This window comes from Tabrizicola sp. (genome assembly GCF_041911175.1).
In the GTDB taxonomy this organism is placed as follows: domain Bacteria; phylum Pseudomonadota; class Alphaproteobacteria; order Rhodobacterales; family Rhodobacteraceae; genus Tabrizicola.
This window is the reverse complement of sequence record NZ_JAYRPN010000025.1, coordinates 19,155-38,606: the sequence shown is the minus strand read 5'-3', so window position 1 is coordinate 38,606 and position 19,452 is coordinate 19,155. Positions and strand designations below refer to the sequence as shown.

At 67.5% G+C, this 19,452-nt stretch carries 17 protein-coding genes and 1 pseudogene; 14 read left to right on the top strand and 4 right to left on the bottom strand.

The annotated features are described in order from the left end of the window. The 5 genes and pseudogenes from ACE3P6_RS03290 to ACE3P6_RS03270 all read left to right on the top strand — a co-directional run. Positions 1–300: pseudogene (locus ACE3P6_RS03290) on the top strand (cell division protein FtsZ); the annotation flags it as partial. A gap of 194 nt (positions 301–494) precedes the next feature. Continuing rightward, complete coding sequence (gene lpxC, locus ACE3P6_RS03285; RefSeq protein ID WP_374373062.1) at positions 495–1,415, top strand: UDP-3-O-acyl-N-acetylglucosamine deacetylase; 921 nt, start codon at positions 495–497, stop codon at positions 1,413–1,415. Positions 1,416–1,541: 126 nt separating this feature from the next. Then, positions 1,542–2,384, top strand: a complete 843-nt coding sequence (locus ACE3P6_RS03280; RefSeq protein ID WP_374391580.1) for an outer membrane protein assembly factor BamD — start codon at positions 1,542–1,544, stop codon at positions 2,382–2,384. Between the two features lie 37 nt (positions 2,385–2,421). Further along, a complete protein-coding gene (recN, locus tag ACE3P6_RS03275) occupies positions 2,422–4,065 on the top strand; it encodes a DNA repair protein RecN (protein WP_374391586.1) in 1,644 nt (547 codons plus the stop codon). A 118-nt stretch (positions 4,066–4,183) separates the two neighbouring features. Then, positions 4,184–4,345 (top strand): DUF3563 family protein, encoded by a 162-nt coding sequence (locus ACE3P6_RS03270; RefSeq protein ID WP_333817213.1) that lies wholly within the window; start codon positions 4,184–4,186, stop codon positions 4,343–4,345. Here ACE3P6_RS03270 and ACE3P6_RS03265 read toward each other — a convergent pair whose 3' ends face one another. After that, positions 4,346–5,722, bottom strand: coding sequence for an FAD-binding oxidoreductase (locus ACE3P6_RS03265; RefSeq protein WP_374391578.1), 1,377 nt, complete (start codon positions 5,720–5,722; stop codon positions 4,346–4,348). It abuts the gene before it with no gap. 97 nt (positions 5,723–5,819) lie between these two features. On the opposite strand from ACE3P6_RS03265, the gene purQ reads away from it, so the two are divergent. The 4 genes from purQ (at position 5,820) to ACE3P6_RS03245 (ending at position 12,882) form a co-directional block, all read left to right on the top strand. Then, the gene (purQ, locus tag ACE3P6_RS03260; RefSeq protein ID WP_374391584.1) at positions 5,820–6,488 is read left to right on the top strand and encodes a phosphoribosylformylglycinamidine synthase subunit PurQ; all 669 of its coding nucleotides are present in this window, start codon (positions 5,820–5,822) and stop codon (positions 6,486–6,488) included. 46 nt (positions 6,489–6,534) lie between these two features. Next, positions 6,535–8,295: an ATP-binding protein gene (locus ACE3P6_RS03255; RefSeq protein WP_374391576.1), complete on the top strand. Its 1,761-nt coding sequence runs from the start codon at positions 6,535–6,537 to the stop codon at positions 8,293–8,295. A 10-nt stretch (positions 8,296–8,305) separates the two neighbouring features. After that, positions 8,306–9,634 carry a sigma-54-dependent transcriptional regulator gene (locus tag ACE3P6_RS03250; RefSeq protein ID WP_374373078.1) on the top strand — a complete coding sequence of 443 codons (1,329 nt, stop codon included), beginning with the start codon at positions 8,306–8,308 and terminating at the stop codon, positions 9,632–9,634. A gap of 554 nt (positions 9,635–10,188) precedes the next feature. After that, complete coding sequence (locus ACE3P6_RS03245) at positions 10,189–12,882, top strand: ribonuclease E/G (protein ID WP_374391574.1); 2,694 nt, start codon at positions 10,189–10,191, stop codon at positions 12,880–12,882. A 46-nt stretch (positions 12,883–12,928) separates the two neighbouring features. Here ACE3P6_RS03245 and ACE3P6_RS03240 read toward each other — a convergent pair whose 3' ends face one another. Continuing rightward, positions 12,929–13,156: a sulfurtransferase TusA family protein gene (locus ACE3P6_RS03240; protein WP_374391582.1), complete on the bottom strand. Its 228-nt coding sequence runs from the start codon at positions 13,154–13,156 to the stop codon at positions 12,929–12,931. A 112-nt stretch (positions 13,157–13,268) separates the two neighbouring features. Here ACE3P6_RS03240 and ACE3P6_RS03235 point away from each other — a divergent pair, with 112 nt between their 5' ends. The 3 genes from ACE3P6_RS03235 to ACE3P6_RS03225 are packed head-to-tail and all read left to right on the top strand — an operon-like array spanning position 13,269 to position 16,642. Next, positions 13,269–14,024, top strand: coding sequence for a cytochrome c biogenesis CcdA family protein (locus tag ACE3P6_RS03235; protein ID WP_374391573.1), 756 nt, complete (start codon positions 13,269–13,271; stop codon positions 14,022–14,024). Between the two features lie 51 nt (positions 14,025–14,075). Continuing rightward, the gene (locus ACE3P6_RS03230) at positions 14,076–15,284 is read left to right on the top strand and encodes a hypothetical protein (protein ID WP_374391571.1); all 1,209 of its coding nucleotides are present in this window, start codon (positions 14,076–14,078) and stop codon (positions 15,282–15,284) included. Beyond that, positions 15,281–16,642 (top strand): cytochrome P450, encoded by a 1,362-nt coding sequence (locus tag ACE3P6_RS03225; protein WP_374391569.1) that lies wholly within the window; start codon positions 15,281–15,283, stop codon positions 16,640–16,642. Before ACE3P6_RS03230 ends, ACE3P6_RS03225 begins: the two co-directional genes overlap by 4 nt. An 18-nt stretch (positions 16,643–16,660) precedes the next feature. On the opposite strand, the gene purS is transcribed toward ACE3P6_RS03225, so the two are convergent. Beyond that, complete coding sequence (purS, locus tag ACE3P6_RS03220; protein WP_374391568.1) at positions 16,661–16,900, bottom strand: phosphoribosylformylglycinamidine synthase subunit PurS; 240 nt, start codon at positions 16,898–16,900, stop codon at positions 16,661–16,663. Between the two features lie 63 nt (positions 16,901–16,963). Further along, the gene (locus ACE3P6_RS03215) at positions 16,964–17,716 is read right to left on the bottom strand and encodes a phosphoribosylaminoimidazolesuccinocarboxamide synthase (RefSeq protein WP_374373094.1); all 753 of its coding nucleotides are present in this window, start codon (positions 17,714–17,716) and stop codon (positions 16,964–16,966) included. 180 nt (positions 17,717–17,896) lie between these two features. Between ACE3P6_RS03215 and ACE3P6_RS03210 the strand changes: the two genes are divergently transcribed. Continuing rightward, the gene (locus ACE3P6_RS03210; protein WP_374373097.1) at positions 17,897–18,211 is read left to right on the top strand and encodes a DUF1476 domain-containing protein; all 315 of its coding nucleotides are present in this window, start codon (positions 17,897–17,899) and stop codon (positions 18,209–18,211) included. A 224-nt stretch (positions 18,212–18,435) separates the two neighbouring features. After that, positions 18,436–19,449, top strand: coding sequence for a betaine--homocysteine S-methyltransferase (gene bmt, locus ACE3P6_RS03205; RefSeq protein WP_374391566.1), 1,014 nt, complete (start codon positions 18,436–18,438; stop codon positions 19,447–19,449). Positions 19,450–19,452 lie beyond the last annotated feature (3 nt).

Genomic DNA, 19,452 nt, shown 5'->3' with positions numbered 1-19,452 from the left:
GCGCTGGCCCGTCTGCAGGCCGCCGTCAGCCGTCCGAGCAGCGCTCCGGCGAAGTTCAACCGTCCGGCCCCGGTCGCGGCTCCTGCCGCCCCGGCGGCGGCGCCTGCCGCTTCGGCTGCCAAGCCGCGCTTCGGCATCGGCTCGCTGATCAACCGCATGGCCGGCCATCTGGAGGCGACCCAGGCCGCCCCGGTCGCGCGCACGCAACCGCCGGTCACGGCTTATGACGACGATCTGGACATGGGTACGGACCAGGACCGGATCGAGATTCCTGCCTTCCTGCGCCGCCAGGCGAACTGAAAAGAACGCGGCATCAACCTTTTGGCAAGGCCCGGGAAACCGGGCCTTTTCCTTTTGGAACAAGCGCTTGTGGCGTGTTTCAAACCTGTCACATACCGTCACAAAGAGTGAGTTGAGCATAGGCCGTTCACGGAATAGCTAACTGGCAATCGGAGTCGGGCTTCGAACCCGGTCCACATGAGGTTGAGCGAGACGTGCAGAACAGCCTGAAATCCCCCGCCGCCTTCGCCGGACTTGGGCTGCATGGCGGCCAGCCGGTGCGGATGGTCGTTCACCCGGCACCGGCGGATCACGGGATCTGGTTCCGGCGGACCGACATGGCCGATCGCGACGGACGGATCGAGGCGCGCTGGGACAATGTCACGCCGTCGCGGCTTTGCACGGTGATCGAGAACGCCGATGGCGTTTCGGTTTCCACCATCGAACACATCATGGCCGCCTTGGCCGGTTTCGCGATTCACAACGCCCTGATCGAGATCGACGGACCGGAAGTGCCGATCCTCGACGGCTCGGCTGTTCCGTTCATCGAAGGCTTCCTGGCGGTCGGCCTGGAGGAGCAGGCCCTGCCGGTCCGCGCCGTCCGGGTGCTGAAGCCGGTCGAGGTGCGCGAGGGCGAGGCGCTGGCCCGGCTGGAGCCGGCGACCATGCTGGAGATCGACTTCCGTATCGATTTTGCCGACGAAGCCATCGGGGTGCAATCCCGTCGGCTGAACATGGCCAATGGCGCCTTCGTGCGTGAGCTGTCGGACAGCCGCACCTTCTGCCGCCAGTCCGATGTCGATGCGATGCGGGCCCGTGGCCTGGCTCTGGGCGGCACGCTGGAGAATGCGGTGGTCTTCGACGGGGCCGAGGTGCTGTCGCCGGGCGGCTTGCGCCATGCCGACGAACCCGTGCGTCACAAGATGCTGGACGCGGTCGGCGACCTGGCGCTGGCCGGTGGGCCGATCCTGGGCCGCTATGTCGGCGAGCGCGCGGGACATGCGCTGACCAACCGCCTGCTGCGGGCGCTGTTTGCCGACCCCTCGGCCTATGCGATCGTCGATTGCGGGCCGCGCACTCTGGACAAGCTGCCGGGCGTGGGCGTCCATGCCGGTGATTTGCCCGCACGCAACTGACCTGGCCCGACTGTTGAAAAGTCACGAAAGGCGTTTTGCGCCCCGGATTTTTCTGTGCTAGGACGGGCCGAAGGTGCGAGCCGAGAACAGGGCGAACCGCCCGGGCTACAGGTGGATAGGCGAAGAATGTCAGGCAGAAGGCCCGGCGCAGGGTTCCTCAAGACGGCGCTTCTGGTTTCGGTGCTGGCTGGCTGCGGGGGCGGCCGGTCCAACGAGCGTCCGCTCGACAGCTATACCGCCGAAGAGATCTACAAGAAGGGCGAGCTGGAGCTTGAGACCAGCAAGAAGCCGAAAGAGGCTCTGGTCTATTTCCAGGAGGTCGAGCGGCTGTATCCCTATACGGAATACGCCAAGCGCGCCCTGATCATGCAGGCCTATACCCATCACAAGGCCAAGGAATACCCCGAGGCCCGTGATGCGGCACAGCGCTACCTGGACTTCTATCCGGGTGACGAGGATGCGCCCTATGCGTTGTATCTGATGGCGCTGTCCTACTATGACCAGATCGACGACGTGGGCCGCGACCAGGGGATCACCTTCCAGGCGCTGCAGGGTATGCGCGATGTGATCGAGACCTATCCCGACAGCGAATATGCCCGCTCGGCGATGCTGAAGTTCGACCTGGCCTTCGACCAGCTGGCTGCGAAGGAAATGGAAGTCGGGCGCTACTACCTGAAACAGGGCCACTACACGGCGGCGATCAACCGCTTCCGCGTGGTGGTGCAGGATTTCCAGACCACGACCCATACGGCCGAGGCGCTGCACCGGCTGGTGGAATGCTATCTGGCGCTTGGCCTGACGGACGAGGCGCAGACGGCAGGGGCGATCCTGGGCTTCAACTACCAGTCCTCGCCGTTCTACGACGACACCTATCGCCTGCTGAAGGGCAAGGGCCTGTCGCCGGAAGCCAAGGGCGAAGGCTGGCTGCGCACGATCTATCGCCAGATGGTGAAGGGCGAGTGGTTGTGAGGGCGGTGCGCCATGAATGCGCACCCTACGCCTGACCATGTTGCGCAGCCTTGATATCCGCGATGTGCTGATCATCGACCGGCTGAGCCTCGACCTGGGGCCGGGGCTGAACGTGCTGACCGGCGAGACCGGGGCGGGGAAGTCGATCCTGCTGGATGCCTTGGGCTTCGTGCTGGGCTGGCGCGGCCGGGCGGAGCTGGTGCGGACGGGCGCGGCGCAGGGCGAGGTGACGGCGGTCTTCGACCTGGCCCCGGGCCATGCGGCGCGGGTGGTGCTGGACGAGGCGGGAATCGAGGCGGAGGACGAGTTGATCCTGCGCCGGGTCAATGCTGCCGACGGGCGCAAGACCGCTTTTGTCAACGACCGCCGCGTCTCGGGCGAGGTGCTGCGCGATCTGTCGGATCATCTGGTGGAACTGCACGGCCAGCATGACGACCGGGGTCTCCTGAACCCGCGCGGCCACCGGGCCTTGCTGGATGCTTTCGCGGGGCTGGACCTTACGCCTTTGCGCGCGGCCTGGGCGGCGCAGCGCGCGGCCCGGTCGGCTTTGGCCGAAGCGGAGGGAGCACTGGCGCGGGCGGCGGCGGAAGAGGAATTCCTGCGTCATGCCGTGGCCGAGCTGGACAAACTGAACCCCCTGCCGGGCGAGGACGAGGCGCTGGATGCCCGCCGCCGGTTGATGCAGGGGGCGGGGCGGATTCGCGAGGATGTGGCGAAGGCGCTGATGGCGCTCTCGGACGAAGGCGCCGAGGGCCGGATGCGCGATGCCTTGCGCTGGCTGGATGGGGCGGCGGACAAGGCCGAGGGTGGCCTCGACGCGCCGATGGAGGCCTTGAACCGGGCGCTGATCGAGCTGGGCGAGGCTTCGGACGGAGTCGAGCGGGCGCTGGAGGCGCTGGACTTCGATCCCGGAGAGCTGGAGCGGGTCGAGGAGCGGCTGTTCGCGATCCGGGCGCTGGCGCGGAAGCATGGCGTTCTGGCGGACGACCTTGGGGGTTTTGCCGAGGGGCTGCGGGTGCGACTGGCGGCCATCGACGGCGGGGCGGCGGGTCTGGCGAAGCTGGGCAAGGCGGTGGCCGAGGCCGAGGCGGGCTATGCTGCCGAAGCGGCGCGGGTGACGAAGGCGCGGGTTGCGGCGGCGAAGCGGTTGGACGCGGCGATGGCGGCGGAACTGGCGCCCTTGAAGATGGAGCGGGCGGTCTTTGCCACGGAAGTGACGGGCGGCGAGCCGGGGCCGGAGGGGGTGGATGCCGTGACCTTCACGGTGGTGACCAACCCCGGCGCGCCGTCGGGGCCGCTCAATCGCATCGCCTCGGGTGGGGAGTTGAGCCGGTTCCTGCTGGCGCTGAAGGTCTGCCTGACCGGCGACAGCCCGGGCCTGACGCTGATCTTCGACGAGATCGACCGGGGCGTCGGCGGGGCCACGGCGGATGCAGTGGGGCGGCGGCTGAAGGCGCTGGCACAGGGGGCGCAGGTGCTGGTGGTGACGCATTCGCCGCAGGTCGCGGCCTTCGGCGCGCGGCACTGGCGGGTGGAGAAGCGGGTGGCGAAGGGGCAAACGCTGTCCACCGTCACGGGCCTTGGCGACGGCGAGCGGGTCGAGGAGATCGCCCGGATGCTGGCCGGCGACACCGTGACCGAGGCGGCGCGGGCTGCGGCGCGGGCCTTGCTTCAGGACTGAAAAGCTGCGGCGAAACTGTGACGATCCATGCATTCGGTGCATGACGGGGCTTCCCGCTTGCACCTACAATGCTGCGCTGCGGCATCCTATCTTCTGGCCAAGAAGAAAGGACGTCATCATGTTCAACCTGTTCAAATCGCTGGTTTCCGGGAAAGCCTTCCCGCGTATCGCCGATCTGGAGCGTGCCTATCTGAACGGCTCGGTCTCGCTGGTCGACCTTGAACGCCGCCAGCGCGAGATCGACCAGGGCCTGTTCCGCCGGTCGAGCTTTGACTACTGATCATGGCTGACCCGGCACCAGCTTGCCGGGGTTCATGAGGTTCAGCGGGTCGAGCGCGGCCTTCAGCGCACCCATGACCTGCCAGCCCTCGCCATGCTCGGCCCCCATCAGGCCGAGCTTGCCGAAGCCCACACCATGCTCGCCGGTGATCGTGCCGCCAAGGCGGAGGGAGCGTTCGGCCATCCGCGTCGCCAGCGCCTTGGCGGTCGCCGCTTCGTCGGGCTTCGAAGGATCGACCAGCAGGATCGCGTGGAAGTTGCCGTCGCCGACATGGCCCAGGATCGGGCCGGGAATGCCGGAGGCGGCGATGTCGGCCCGCGTTTCCTCTACCGCCTGCGCCAGCCGCGAGATCGGCACGCAGGCATCCGTCACCACCGCCTTCGCCCCCTGCCTTGACGCGAGGATCGCGCGGTAGGCCGAATGCCGCGCGGCCCAGAGCCGGGTGCGGTCCTCCTGCCTTTCCGCCCAGTCGAGCCCCGTCGCCCCGAACTCGGCCGCAAGGATGCGGAAGCGGCTGACATCCTCGTCCAGCGCTGCCGTATGCCCATGAAATTCCACCAGAAGCTGCGGGGCAGGGGGGAGGGTCAGGTGCGAGTAAGCGTTGCAGGCGGCGACGGTGGCTTGGTCCAGGAACTCGATCCGCTCCGGGGTCAGGCCCATCTGCATTGTCGCGATCACGCAGTCGACGGCGGCAGCGACGGAGGGAAAGGCGGCGACCGCGGTCATCACCGCTTCGGGTTGGCCGTGAAGCTTCAGCGTCAGTTCGGTGATCAGGCCCAGCGTGCCCTCGGAGCCGACGAAAAGCGCGGTCAGGTCATAGCCCGCCGATGATTTCGGTGCGGCGGTCCCGGTGCGGATCACCCGGCCCCCTGACAGCACGACCTCCAGCCCACGCACGTTGTCGCGCATCGTCCCGTAGCGCACTGCCGTGGTGCCCGAGGCCCGCGTTGCGGCCATGCCCCCAAGCGAGGCATTGGCGCCGGGGTCGACCGAGAACATCAGGCCGCTCGTCCTGAGTTCGAGGTTCAGGGCCTCGCGGGTGATGCCGGGCTGGACGCGGACGAGGCGGTCTTCGGGGCGGATTTCCAGCACGGCGGCCATCTCGCGGAAGTCGACGACCACGCCGCCGGACAGGGCCAGCGCGTGACCTTCCAGCGAGGTGCCCGCGCCCCAGCCGATCAGGGGAACGCGGTGGGCGGAGGACCATTCGGCCAGCGCGGCGACCTCGGCGGTCGCGCGGGGGAAGACCACGGCATCGGGCAGGCCGCCGGTGACGAGGCTTTCGCTTTGCGCATGTTCGGCCAGAACGGCCCCGGCGACGGAGAGCCGGTCGCCGAAGATGGTGCGGAGGGCGGAGAGGGCGGGATCGCTGAGCATGCCCCCAGCCTATCGCCTGTCGCGCGGGGCACAAGCTCTGGCCCTTCGCGGCGCTTTCGGCTATCAGGCGCGCATCCAGCACAAGGGAGTCGCCCCGATGAAAGCCGCCGTGATCACCTTCCCGGGGTCGAACTGCGACCGCGACCTTGCCGTCGCCTTCGAGGGGGCGGGGTTCGAGGTGGCGCGGGTCTGGCACAAGGACAGCGCGTTGCCTGCGGGCGTGGACGTGGTGGGCATCCCCGGCGGATTCAGCTTCGGCGATTACCTGCGCTGCGGCGCCATCGCGGCGCAGTCGCCGATCAGCGCGGCGGTCAGGGCCCATGCCGACCGCGGCGGCTATGTGCTGGGCATCTGCAACGGCTTCCAGGTCATCACCGAGATGGGCCTCTTGCCCGGCGTGCTGATGCGCAATGCCACGCTGAAGTTCGTCTGCCGCACAGTGGTGCTGAAGGTCGCGACCACGCAGTCGGACTTCACCAGCGCCTACCGACCGGGGCAGGAGATCCGCATCCCGATCGCGCATCACGACGGCAACTACACCATCGACGCCGAGGGGCTGGCGCGGCTGAAGGATCAGGACCGCATCGCCTTTACCTATGGCGCGAACCCCAATGGCAGCATGGCGGACATCGCTGGCGTGCTGTCAAAGAACCGCCGCGTGCTGGGGATGATGCCGCACCCCGAACGCGCGACCGAAGCCGCCCTGGGCGGCACGGATGGCAAGGGGCTCTTCGCCTCGTTGATGCGCGGGATGGCGCTGGCCTGAGCCCCATCGGCTTGAGGCCCACCCGGCCCGGCCCTACTCTTGGGCCATGACCGCCACGGATACCTCCACCGCACCCCCTTCGGCACCGGGCCTGCCCTGGCGTGCCAAGCTTGCCGTGGTCCTGCTGGTGATTCTGGCGGTGGTCGTGGTGCTGGTGTCGAACCGCCTACTGACCAACCGCTACACCGCCGATACCCGCAGCCGGGCCGAGGTGAGGCTGGCGCTTTATACCGGGAACCTGATGGCGGAATTGCAGCGGACTTCCGTTGTGCCACTGCTGCTGGCCTCGGACCCGGACCTGCGCAAGGCGCTGAAGGACGGCAACTTCTCGGCGACTTCGGCCAAGCTGATCTCGCTGCAGGAAGAACTGGGCGTCGCCTCGATCCGGCTGGTGGATGCCGACGGCCGCGTGGTGGGGGCGACCAACCGCAACGTGCTGGGCACCAATCACCGCAACGAGATCTATTTCGTCGGGGCGCAGCGGGCGAAGGACACGATCTTCTCGCCGGTCAAGCGCGACGCGGGCGGGTTCGACTTCCTGTATTCGCGGGCGGTGATGGTTGATGGCAAGCCCTTGGGCGTGATCATCGTTTCGGCCGACCTGATGAAATACGAGCGCGCCTGGACCGGGTTGCAGGATGCGATCATGGTGACCGACAGCGAGGGCACGGTGGTCCTGTCGACCGAGCCGCGCTGGCGGGGCCTGCCGATGGCCGATGCGCTGGCGCTGCGCGATCCGCCGTCGGCCATCTCGCGCGCCTTGCAAGCGACGGCCGAATGGACCCAGGACCCGCCCGACGCCTATGTCCGCGGCGAGGCGGTGATGAAGACCGAAGCGCGGGTGCCGTTCCGGGGCTGGAAGATTGCCACTTTCACCGCCTATGGCTCGGTCCGCGAGCAGGTGAACGGCATCCTGGCGCTGGAGATCATGGGATTCGCGATCCTGATGGCCTTCACCTTCTACCTCTTGTCGCGCCGGGCCTGGTCGCGGTCCTTGTCGTTCCAGCGGGAATCGGCGGAGCTACGGCTTCTGAACGCGCGGCTGCAGCGGGCGATTGCCGAACGCGAGAAGGTGAAGAAGGACCTGGAGGTTGCTGAGCTGACGCTGGCGCAGTCGTCGAAGCTGGCGGCTTTGGGCGAGATGTCGGCGGCGGTGAGCCACGAGCTGAACCAGCCCTTGGCCGCGATGAAGACCTATCTGGCGGGCGCGCGGCTGCTGCTGCAGAGGAAGCGGCTGGACGAGGCCTTGTCCAGTTTCCAGCGCGTCGACGACCTGATCGAGCGGATGGGGGCCATAACTCGTCAGTTGAAGTCCTACGCGAGGAAGGGCGGGGAAGCCTTTGAAGAGGTTGACCTTCGCGCCTGCGTCTCCTCGGCCCTGGCGATGATGGAGCCGCAGCTGAAGGCGCGCGTGGTCAAGATCAGCCGGGGCATGCCGCGGCAGGCGGTGATGGTGATGGCCGACCGGCTGCGGCTGGAGCAGGTGATCATCAATCTCCTCCGCAATGCGCTGGACGCGACGAAAGAGACCAAGGACCCGCAGATCGACATCCTTCTGTCGGCGGGCGAGACCGCGACCCTGACGGTGCGCGACAATGGCCACGGGATCGCCGATCTCGAGAACCTGTTCGAGCCCTTCTACACGACGAAGAAACCGGGAGAGGGGGTGGGGCTTGGCCTTGCGATCTCGTCCGGGATCGTCACCGACCTGGGTGGCCGCCTGACCGCGCGGAACGGCGACGGCGAAGGGGCGGTGTTCGAGATGCAGTTGCCGATCCTTGGCAACAAACAGGAAGCAGCAGAATGAAGAGGTCCCTATGGCCCGCGCAATGAAAGTGGCGATCGTCGACGACGAAGCCGACATGCGGCAGTCGATCAGCCAGTGGCTGGCCCTGTCGGGATTCGATACCGAAACCTATGCCAGCGCCGAGGACGCGCTGAAGGTGATCGGGCCGGATTTCCAGGGTGTCGTGGTCAGCGACATCAAGATGCCGGGGATGGACGGGATGGCCTTCCTGAAGCGGCTGATGGGGCAGGACAGCGGTTTGCCGGTGATCATGATCACCGGCCACGGCGACGTGCCGATGGCGGTCGAGGCGATGCGGGTGGGGGCTTTCGACTTCCTGGAGAAGCCCTTCAACCCCGACCGGATGACCGAGCTTGCCAAGCGCGCGACCCAGGCGCGGCGGATGACGCTGGACAACCGGGCGCTGCGGAAAGAGCTGGCGGACGGGTCGACGATCATCAAGAAGCTGATCGGGACATCTCCGGCGATGGAGCGGCTGCGCGAGGACATCCTCGATCTGGGGCAGGCGGACAGCCACGTCCTGATCGACGGCGAGACGGGGACGGGCAAGACCCTGGTCGCCCACGCCCTGCATGCGGTCGGGCCGCGGGCGTCGAAGAAGTTCGTGGCGATCTCCTGCGCGGCCTGGTCCGAGGACAAGCTGGCGGCGCGGCTCTTCGGGCCGGGCGAGGACGGGGCGCTTCCCTTGGTCGAGGAGGCGCGGGGCGGGACGCTGTGTCTGGAGGATATCGAGGCGATGCCGGGGGCGCTGCAGGCGCGGCTCCTGACCTTCATCAACGACCAGGGGATGCCGCCCGAAACCCGGATCATCGCGATCTGCAACAGCCATGCCCCGGACACGACGCTGGAGCAGGCGCTGCGGCCGGACCTCTACTACCGGCTGGGGGCTATGACCATCGTGCTGCCGCCCTTGCGGACGCGGGGGGAGGATATCCTGCAGCTGTTCACCCGCCTCAGCGAGCAGTTCGCCGAGGAATACGGCTGCGACGCTCCGCAGGTGACGGCGCAGGAGGCGGCGCAGCTGTTGCAGGCGCCCTGGCCGGGGAATGTGCGGCAACTGGTCAACATCGCCGAGCGGGCGGTGTTGCAGAACCGGCGGGGGTCGGGGTCGATTGCCTCGCTTTTGATGGCGGAAAACGAGGCCTCGGGGCCGGCGCTGACCACGGAAGGCAAGCCCCTGAAGGACTATGTCGAGGCCTTCGAGCGGATGCTGATCGACAACACGATGCGGCGGCACAAGGGGTCGATCGTGGCGGTGATGGAGGAGCTGTGCCTGCCCCGACGGACCCTGAACGAGAAGATGGCGAAGTATGGCCTCAGCCGTGGGGACTATGTCTGACGAAGGCTATCCACGGTGGACAGATTTTCGACGGCAGGAGAATCAAGGGCTTGTGCGCGGACGTTCAGGATTTGTTAGGATTTTCCCTGACCTGACGGGTTGCTCGTCGTGGACTTCGTCACTCTTCGCGGGGGCAGCTCCGACGAGGAGACGAAGTCGAACGAGGAGGCCTTCGCAAAATTCGCCATTGCCCTTGGTCGCTTTTTCCCGATAGGGTCGACGCGAGGCGGTCTGTCCGCCCGAAGAATTCTCTCCTTTGCTGCCGGGCGCGCGACAATGTGTCCCTTCGGAGGAGCCGGATCGGTCGCAAGGCCGTGCACATTGCCTGCAAGTCCCTGGATTTGCTGGCTTGATTAGGTGGAGGGCCCGCAAGGCCCTTCAATTGTAACCGCGATGAGGCGTAACGGGATTTTGCAGATCGGAGACGCTGGCCCCCTGGGCCGAGCCTTCGTGCATGCCCCCATCGTCCGCGCACAGACAAGCCGCCCCGTTCGTTCCGTTTCCCCGTCTGGTCCGCCAGGCGACCCGTTGCGCCCGGGGCGCAGTGGACCAACATGTCAAAGAAAATGCTTATCGACGCCACCCATTCCGAGGAAACCCGGGTGGTCGTGGTCGACGGAAACAAGGTCGAAGAATTCGATTTCGAGACCGTAAACAAGCGCCAACTGGCCGGGAACATCTACCTGGCCAAGGTGACGCGGGTCGAACCTTCGCTGCAGGCGGCCTTCGTGGAATATGGCGGGAACCGGCATGGTTTCCTGGCCTTCGCCGAAATCCACCCCGACTACTACCAGATCCCGGTCGCCGACCGTAAGGCGCTGATCGAGGAAGAGCGGGCGATGGCCCGCGCCGAGGAAGAGGAAGAGAACCGCCGCTCGCGGCGTCGCCCGCCGCGCCCGGCGGTGAAGGCGGAACAGGTCAAGATCGAGGATGCCGTGCTGGAAGGCCCGACCGGGGAGGGCCCGTCCGGGATGGATGTGGTCGACCTTGGCGAGGACGAGGTTGCGGACGGGCCACTGGTGCAGGCGGCTTCGGTCGGTCTGCCTCAGGACGACGGCGGGCACGATCACGGTGACGATCACGCTCATGACCATTCCCATGATCACGACCACGACCACCACAACGAGCAGGTCGAGCAGGAGACGGGCGGGCGTTACCGCGCCGTGGATCACGCCAGCGACACCGACGAGGAAATTGAATCCATCGCCGAAGAGGACGTCGCCGAGGAAATCGCCCAGCCGCGTCGCCCGCGCGCCCGGCGCTACAAGATCCAGGAAGTGGTCAAGGTCCGGCAGATCATGCTGGTCCAGGTGGTCAAGGAAGAGCGCGGCAACAAGGGCGCGGCGCTGACCACCTATCTCTCGCTGGCCGGTCGCTACTGCGTGCTGATGCCGAACACCGCGCGGGGCGGCGGGATTTCCCGCAAGATCACCAATGCGGTCGACCGCAAGAAGCTGAAGGAAATCGCGGGCGAGCTGGAGGTGCCGGAAGGCGCGGGCCTGATCGTGCGCACGGCGGGGGCCAAGCGGACCAAGCCCGAGATCAAGCGCGACTACGAATATCTGATGCGGCTCTGGGAGCAGATCAGGGAACTGACGCTGAAGTCGATTGCCCCGGCGAAGATCTATGAGGAAGGCGATCTGATCAAACGCTCGATCCGTGACCTTTACAGCCGCGAGATCGACGAGGTGCTGGTCGAGGGCGAGGGCGGCTATCGCACCGCCAAGGACTTCATGCGGATGATCATGCCGAGCCACGCCAAGCAGGTGGTGCGCTATCAGGACCAGACGCCCTTGTTCGCCAAGTATCAGGTGGAAGGCTATCTGTCGGGCATGTTCAACCCGGTGGTGCAGCTGAAATCCGGCGGCTACATCGTGATCGGCGTCACCGAGGCTTTGGTGGCGATCGACGTGAACTCGGGCCGGGCGACCAAGGAAGGCTCGATCGAGGAAACCGCGCTGAAGACCAACGTCGAGGCGGCGGAAGAGATTGCGCGGCAGCTGCGGCTGCGCGACCTTGCCGGGCTGATCGTCATCGACTTCATCGACATGGAAGAGCGGCGCAACAACGCCACCGTCGAGAAGCGGCTGAAGGACAAGCTGAAGACCGACCGCGCGCGGATTCAGGTCGGGCGGATTTCGGGCTTCGGGCTTCTGGAGATGAGCCGGCAGCGGTTGCGTCCGGGGATGCTGGAATCCACCACGCAGGCCTGCCCGCATTGCCACGGCACCGGGCTGATCCGGTCGGATGATTCGATGGCGCTGACGGTCTTGCGGGCGCTGGAGGAAGAGGGCACGCGGAAGCGGTCGCGCGAGGTGCTGCTGAAGGCTCCCGTTGGAATCGTGAACTACCTCTTCAATGCGAAGCGCGAGCATGTGGCGCTGATCGAGGCGCGCTACGGGATGTCGGTGCGGATCGAGGCGGACCCGATGATGGTGTCGCCGGATTACTCCATCGAGAAGTTCAAGACGGCGCTGCGCGCGGTGCCGGAGACGCCGGTGGTTTCCGGCCATGCGGGCCTGATGGGCGCGCCGGTCGAGGAAGAGGAAGACGAGGATATCACCGACGATCTGGTCGAGGAGGAAGCCGAGGAGGCTGCGGAAACGGCTGCTCCGGCATCGCCTGCGGGCGAAGGCGACGGGCAGGGCCGCAAGAAGCGGCGTCGGCGTCGGCGGCGGCGGGGTGGCCAGCGTGAGGATGCCCCGGCGAGCGCGGGTGCCGAGGAGGATGGCGAGGACGACGGCGACGACGATTCGGGCGAGGCGGCGGATGCCGTGACCGAGGCGGCCGAGGCCGTGGTCGTTGCCGAGGAAGCCCCTGCGGCGAAGCCGAAGCGGACCCGCAAGCCGCGCGGGGCGAAGGCCGAGGCAGAGGCTGCTCCGGTGGCCGAGGCGGCGGCAGAGCCGGTGGTCGAGGTCGTCGCCGAGCCGGTCGCCGAGGAGAAGCCTGCGCCGAAGAAACGGGCGAGCCGGGCGAAGGCTGCGGCGCCTGTAGCAGATGCGCCGGTCGAGGCCGTTGCGGAACCGGCGGCGAAGCCCGCCCGGGCCAGGGGCTCGCGTTCGAAGGCGACGGCAGTCGAGCCGGTCGTTTCGGCCGCGCCCGAGGCTCCGGCGCTGGCCCCCGATCCGGGGATGATCCCGACGGCGGAAATGTTGGTGCCCGATCCGGCCGAGGCGGCGGTGTCCGAGGCAGTGCCGGAAGAGCCGACCAAGCCGAAGCGCAAGGGCTGGTGGTCGCTGGGCCGCTGAGACGAAAGTCGAGGCGGGCGGTCGGGAAACGGCCGCCCGTTTTCGTTCAGCCACGCCGGATGAGGTGAAGGGTCACTTTGCCCTCGGCCTGAGCGCCGAGATAGGCGTGCCCCGCCTCGGCGCAGAAATGTGGCAAGTCGATTTCGGCCATCGCGTCGGTTGCGCGGACGCAGAGCACGGTGCCGGGAGCGAGCGACATAAGCCGCTTGCGGGCGCGCAGCACGGGCAGGGGGCACAGCAGCCCCTCGCAATCCACCATGTCATCCCAGCCGATCATGCGCGGGGTGTAGCGGGGCGGACGCAGCACGGCAAGTTGCAGCACCGCCACGGGGATGTGACGCCACGCCGCGTGACGAGGCGGAAGAAAGCGGCTAAGGGGGGCGACAATGTTCGGAATCGAGATCATCGACGCTGCCCTTCTGCCCGCGATGCTGGTCGCGCTGGTGGCGGGGGTGCTGTCCTTCCTGTCGCCCTGCGTGCTGCCCATCGTGCCGCCCTACCTTGCCTATATGGGCGGGATTTCGGTGGGCGAGATGAAGGACGGCTCGCAGAAGCACCGGGTGATCCTGCCGGCGGTGTTCTTCGTCATGGGCCTGTCGACGATCTTCCTGCTTCTGGGGTTCACCGCCAGCGCGTTTGGCAGTTTCGTGCTGGCGAACCAGGTGCTGCTGGCGCGGATTTCCGGCATCGTCATCATCATCTTCGGGCTGCATTTCCTGGGGGTCTTCACCATCCCGATCCTGCACCGCGAGATGCGGGTGGATGCGGGCGACCGGGGCGGGTCGGCCTTCGGGGCCTATCTGCTGGGCCTGGCCTTCGCCTTCGGCTGGACGCCCTGCATCGGCCCGCAACTGGGGGCGATCCTGTCGCTGGCGATGCAGGAAGGCAGCATGGAGCGCGGCACGATCCTGCTTGGCACCTATGCCCTGGGGCTGGGGCTGCCGTTCCTGCTGGCGGCGATCTTCATCGAAAAATCAATGCACTTGATGGCCAAGCTCAAGCGCTACATGAAGCTGATCGAGCGGTTGATGGGCGGTCTCTTGATCCTTGTCGGGCTGATGCTGGTGACGGGGGCCTTCACCGACTTCAGCTACTGGATGCTGGAATTGTACGACGCGCTTGGCGTGCCGCTGCCGGGCTGAGGCTTTCCTCTCGGCAACCAACGGTTAAGGTGGCTGGGTCAGGCTGGCGGAATGCGCGTGGATTCAGGGGGCGAGAGCGGGGACAAGGCGGGCGTCTTTCGGCGCCATGTCCTTTATATCCCCGGCTACGATCCCTTCCCGCCGCGCCGCTATCGCGAGCTGTACCGGACTGAGGGCGCGGCGCAGGCGGCCATCTCGGGCTATGGGCTGGCGATCACCCCCCGGGCGGGGGAAACCTACGGTTGGCGTGTCTCAAGCGAGATGGACGGACAGGTGGTCGAGGCCGAGGTCGAGGTGCTGGTCTGGTCGGACCTGGTGAAGGGCTCGATGGGGCGGGGGATTGCCGGGACCTATGCGCAGATGCTGCGGACGGCCTGGCTGTATCTGCGTTCGGGGGCGCTGTCGCGGCTGATCCGGTTGCGCAAGGGGCCGATGATCGCGGCGCTGTATCCAGTGGTGCTGCTGGTGGGGCAGGCGCTGGTGGCGGCCCTGGTCGCGGGATTGGTCCTGTGGCTGCTGCCCGTCACCTGGGGTTGGCTGGTCGGGCTGGCCGCCGCTTGGGCGGTGCTGGAGGGGTTCCGGCGCATCGACCATCGGCTTTTCGTCTATTACCTGATGCATGACTATGCCTTCACCACGGTCGCGGGCGGGGCCTATCCGGCGGTGCTGGAGGCGCGGCTGGCGATGTTCGGCGCGCGGGTGCGGGCGGCGCTCGGCTCGGGCGTCGACGAGGTGCTGGTGGTCGGCCATTCCTCGGGCGTGCATCTGGGGGTTTCGGTGCTGGCCGACCTGATCCGGGAGGGGGTGGCGGAGGGTCCGGCGCTGGGGTTCCTGAGCCTGGGGCAGGCGGTGCCGATGGTGTCCTACCTGCCGGGGGCGGCGCGGCTGCGGGGAGATCTGGCGTATCTGTCGCAGCGGGAGGAATTGACCTGGGTCGATGTGACCGCGCCGGGGGATGGCTGCAGCTTTGCGCTGTGCGATCCGGTGGCGGTCAGCGGGGTGGCGCCGGAGGGGCAGCGCTGGCCGCTGATCCTGTCGGCGGCCTTCACGCAGACCTTGAGCCCGGAGACGTGGCAGGCGTTGAGGCGGCGCTATTTCCGGCTGCATTTCCAGTATCTCTGCGCCTTCGACCGACCGGGAGATTACGACTATTTCCGCATCACGGCAGGTCCCCTGACGCTGGCCGAGCGGTTCCGGGGGCGGAAGCCGTCGTCCAGCCGGATCGCCACGCCCCTCTCGCCGTTCCGGGACGTGGCATGAGCCCGGTGCTGCCCCCGAAGCCGGAACCAAGGGCGGACAAGGTCTCGCTTCTGGGGCATCTCAGGGCGTTCCGGCGGGACATATTGTCCGCGCAGCCCGCGCGTCTTTACCGGGCCTGGATGGCCGAGTTCCGCACGCCGTTCTTCGAGAGCTACCTCTGCAACGATCCCGCGCTGGTGCGCCGCGTGCTGGATGAGCGGCCTGCGGATTTCCCGAAATCGGACCGGGTGACGGAGGGGTTGCGGCCCTTGCTGGGCCGGTCGGTCTTCGTGACCAACGGCGAGGAGTGGCTGCACCAGCGGCGGATCATCGACCCGGCCTTCGAGGGCGGGCGGGTGAAGGAGGCGTTCCCGGCGATCTGGGCGGCCAGCGAGGCGGCGGTGGCGCGGATGGAACCGGGCAAGGTGGAGGCGGAGTTCATCGCCAGCCATGCGGCGGCGGATGTAATCTTCCGCACGCTGTTCTCGATCCCCATCGAGGACGCGGTGGCGCAGGCGGTGTTCCATGAGTTCCGGGCCTATCAGCGCTCGGCGCCGATCCTGAACCTGGGGGCCTTCCTGCCGCTGCCGCGCTGGTTTCCCCGGCTGCATCGGGGGGCGACGAAGCGGTCGGCGAAGGCGATCCGGGGGCTGATCCGGGGGCTGACGGCGGCGCGGGCTGAGGCGATTGCCGAAGGCCGGGCGCCGCAGGACCTGGCGACGAAGATCATGACGACGCCGGACCCGGTGACGGGGGAGACTTTCGGGACGGCGGAGATGGTCGACCAGGTGGCGATCTTCTTCCTGGCGGGGCACGAGACCAGCGCCTCGGCTTTGGGCTGGGCGCTGTATCTCTTGGCGACGCACCCAGAAGTGCAGGAGCGGGTGGCGGCAGAGGCCGGGGCGCTTCGGCCGGAGTTCGGGGTGGTGGGGTCGCTGCGGTTCACGAGGGATGTGTTCCGCGAGGCGCTGCGGCTGTATCCGCCGGTGCCGATGCTGGTGCGCGAGGCGGCGGGGCCGGAGGAGTTCCGGGGCCGGGCGGTGAAGCCGGGCGCGCAGGTGGTGATCAGCCCCTGGCACCTGCACCGGCACGAAAGGCTGTGGGAACGGCCGGATGCCTTTGACCCCGACCGCTGGGTGGGCGAGGGGAGGGAGGCGGCGCGGGAGGGCTATCTGCCGTTCTCACGCGGGCCACGGGTCTGTCCGGGGGCGGGGTTCGCCATGCTGGAGGGCACGCTGATGCTGGCGCATCTGGTGCGGGCCTTCCGGTTTCAGGCGGTGGAGGGGCGGGTGCCGGTGCCGGTGGCGCACCTGACCGTCAGGGCGCGGGACGGGATCTGGCTACGAGTGGAGCGGCGGAGTGGTGCGGGAGGTGCGTGAGATCACGCACCTTCGGCGTCAGAGAAGCTCGACCCGGTAGCTTTCGATCACGGTGTTGGCGAGAAGCTTCTCGCACATCGCTTTCACATCCGCCTCGGCCTTCGCGGCGTCGGTCTCTGTCAGGTCCAGCTCGATCACCTTGCCCTGGCGCACGCCGCCGACGCCCTGGAAGCCCAGCGAGCCGAGCGCGTGGCGCACCGCCTCGCCTTGCGGATCAAGGACGCCGGTCTTCAGCATGACGGTGACGCGGGCTTTCATCGGGGTCTCCGGTAATGGTTCGGCCCGTCCTTAGCGAAGCGCCGGGTCACGGGCAAGGCAGGTTCAGTTGATCAGCGTCGGCTTCGTGGTGTGGGTCACATTCGAGGGCAGGACGCCGAGGCGCCGGGCCAGTTCGGTATAGACGTCGGCCATCGGCTGCGGGTCGGGGATCGTGCCGTCGGGGCGTTCGGGCTGGCGCATGTCCCAGAGGCGGCAGCTGTCGGGGCTGATCTCGTCGGCGACGATCAGGCGCATGAAGTCGCCCTCCCAGATGCGGCCGACCTCGATGCGGAAATCGGCCAGGCGGATGCCCACGCCCATCATCACGCCGGAGAGGAAGTCGTTCACCCGGAGCGAGAGCGCGACGATGTCGTCGAGGTCCTGCTGGCTGGCCCAGTTGAAGGCAACGATATGCTCTTCGGCCACCAGCGGCAGCTGCAGCTTGTCGTCCTTGAAGTAGTATTCGACGATCGGGCGCGGCAGTTGCGTGCCCTCGGGGATGCCGAGGCGCGAGGTCAGCGGGCCTGCGGCGAAGTTGCGCACCACGACTTCCAGCGGGATGATCTCGGCCATCCGCACCAGTTGCTCGCGCATGTTGATGCGGCGGATGAAATGGGTGGGCACGCCGATCTGGTTCAGGCCCGCCATGAAGAATTCCGACAGGCGGTTGTTCAGCACGCCCTTGCCCTCGCGCATGGCGGGGGCGGCGACGGTGGGGGCGCTGTCGTCCTTGAAATACTGGATCAGCGTGCCGGGCTCGGGGCCTTCGTACAGGATCTTGGCCTTGCCTTCGTAGACCTTCTTGCGCCGTGCCATCGTTCACTCGATCAAGGGGGGCGGCGACAGGGCTTCTGCCGTCAAACCGCTTTCCTTGGCCTATAGTCCAAGGGGGCCTCACCCGCAAGGCGCGAGCGCCCCTGGCGGGGTCAAGGGGGCTTGCGGTGTTGGGGCGCGCGGGGCATATGGATCGAAACGCCAGCACTTCCGGGGGAGCCCATGACCACGTTCGACGACCGCGAGAATGCCTTCGAGGCCAAGTTCGCCCATGACAGCGAGATGCAGTTCCGGGCCGAGGCGCGGCGCAACAAGCTGGTCGGTCTCTGGGCGGCGGGCCTGATGGGCAAGTCGGAGGAGGCGGCGGCGGCCTATGCGATGGAAGTGGTCAGCGCCGACTTCGAGGAAGCCGGCGACGAGGACGTGGTGCGCAAGGTGGTGGCCGATCTTGCGGGCAAGGCCAGCGCCGACGAGGTGCGCGCGAAGATGCGCGAGTTGATGCCGGTCGCCAAGGCGCAGCTTCTGGCGGAAATCTGAAGGCCCGTCTGGTCTGTCGGGAGTGAAGCGCGCGGCCCCGTCGGGGCCGCGCTTTTTCTTTGTGCGTCTTCGCGGCTGCGGTCGGTCGGTGGGCGATCAGGCGCCATGCCCCCGCCATCGGCGAAGATGAGCCGGACCACAACACCACATGCGGAATATGAAATTGCCAGCGGCTGCAACCCGTGGCAGAGGGGAGCCATAGGCCTGCCTGAAGGAAGCGAAGAATGACCGATGCACTGACCCGCATGCTTGCCGCGCGCGACTGGCTGATGGCCGACGGGGCGACGGGGACCAACCTGTTCAACATGGGGCTGTCGTCGGGCGAGCCGCCGGAATTCTGGAACATCGAGAAGCCGGAAAACATCCGCAAGCTTTACGGCGATGCGGTGGCGGCGGGGTCGGACCTGTTCCTGACCAACACTTTCGGCGGCAATGCGGCGCGGCTGAAGCTGCACCAGGCGCAAGGCCGGGTGCGCGAGCTGAACCGGGTCGGCGCGGCGCTGGGGCGCGAGATCGCCGACAAGGCCGGGCGTCCGGTGGTCGTCGCGGGCTCGATGGGCCCGACGGGCGAGATTTTCGAGCCGATGGGCAGCCTGACCCATGCGCTGGCGGTGGAGATCTTCCACGAACAGGCCGAGGCCCTGAAGGAGGGCGGTGCGGATGTCCTTTGGGTCGAGACGATCTCGGCGCCCGAGGAATACCGTGCGGCGGCGGATGCGGCCTTGCGCGCCGACATGCCCTGGTGCGGCACGATGAGCTTTGACACCGCGGGGCGGACCATGATGGGGGTGACCTCGTCGTCGATGGCCGAGATGGTGGAGCGGCTGGTCAACCCGCCGATCGCCTTCGGGGCGAATTGCGGGGTGGGGGCGTCGGACCTGATGCGCACGGTGCTGGGCTTTGCCGCCACCGGGACGGAGCGCCCGATCATCGCCAAGGGCAATGCGGGGATCCCGAAATATCACGACGGGCATATCCACTATGACGGCACGCCGGAGCTGATGGCGGAATATGCGGTGATGGCGCGGGATGCGGGGGTCAGGATCATCGGCGGCTGCTGCGGCACGATGCCGGAACACCTGCGCGCGATGCGAGTGGCGCTGGAGAGCCGTCCCAAGGGCAACCGGCCTTCGCTGGAGACGATCCAGGGCAAGCTTGGCGGCTTCTCCTCGGCCTCGGACGGGACGGGCGACGACGCGGGCGCGGGGCGGCGGGAACGTCGGGGCCGCAGGGGCTGAACG

Coding starts and splice junctions, on each gene's coding strand:
- ACE3P6_RS03280 (WP_374391580.1), top strand. CDS start 1,542: ATGTCAGGCAGAAGGCCCGGCGCAGGGTTCCTCAAGACGGCGCTTCTG.
- recN (WP_374391586.1), top strand. CDS start 2,422: ATGTTGCGCAGCCTTGATATCCGCGATGTGCTGATCATCGACCGGCTG.
- ACE3P6_RS03270 (WP_333817213.1), top strand. CDS start 4,184: ATGTTCAACCTGTTCAAATCGCTGGTTTCCGGGAAAGCCTTCCCGCGT.
- ACE3P6_RS03265 (WP_374391578.1), bottom strand. CDS start 5,722: ATGCTCAGCGATCCCGCCCTCTCCGCCCTCCGCACCATCTTCGGCGAC.
- purQ (WP_374391584.1), top strand. CDS start 5,820: ATGAAAGCCGCCGTGATCACCTTCCCGGGGTCGAACTGCGACCGCGAC.
- ACE3P6_RS03255 (WP_374391576.1), top strand. CDS start 6,535: ATGACCGCCACGGATACCTCCACCGCACCCCCTTCGGCACCGGGCCTG.
- ACE3P6_RS03250 (WP_374373078.1), top strand. CDS start 8,306: ATGGCCCGCGCAATGAAAGTGGCGATCGTCGACGACGAAGCCGACATG.
- ACE3P6_RS03245 (WP_374391574.1), top strand. CDS start 10,189: ATGTCAAAGAAAATGCTTATCGACGCCACCCATTCCGAGGAAACCCGG.
- ACE3P6_RS03235 (WP_374391573.1), top strand. CDS start 13,269: ATGTTCGGAATCGAGATCATCGACGCTGCCCTTCTGCCCGCGATGCTG.
- ACE3P6_RS03230 (WP_374391571.1), top strand. CDS start 14,076: ATGCGCGTGGATTCAGGGGGCGAGAGCGGGGACAAGGCGGGCGTCTTT.
- ACE3P6_RS03225 (WP_374391569.1), top strand. CDS start 15,281: ATGAGCCCGGTGCTGCCCCCGAAGCCGGAACCAAGGGCGGACAAGGTC.
- purS (WP_374391568.1), bottom strand. CDS start 16,900: ATGAAAGCCCGCGTCACCGTCATGCTGAAGACCGGCGTCCTTGATCCG.
- ACE3P6_RS03215 (WP_374373094.1), bottom strand. CDS start 17,716: ATGGCACGGCGCAAGAAGGTCTACGAAGGCAAGGCCAAGATCCTGTAC.
- ACE3P6_RS03210 (WP_374373097.1), top strand. CDS start 17,897: ATGACCACGTTCGACGACCGCGAGAATGCCTTCGAGGCCAAGTTCGCC.
- bmt (WP_374391566.1), top strand. CDS start 18,436: ATGACCGATGCACTGACCCGCATGCTTGCCGCGCGCGACTGGCTGATG.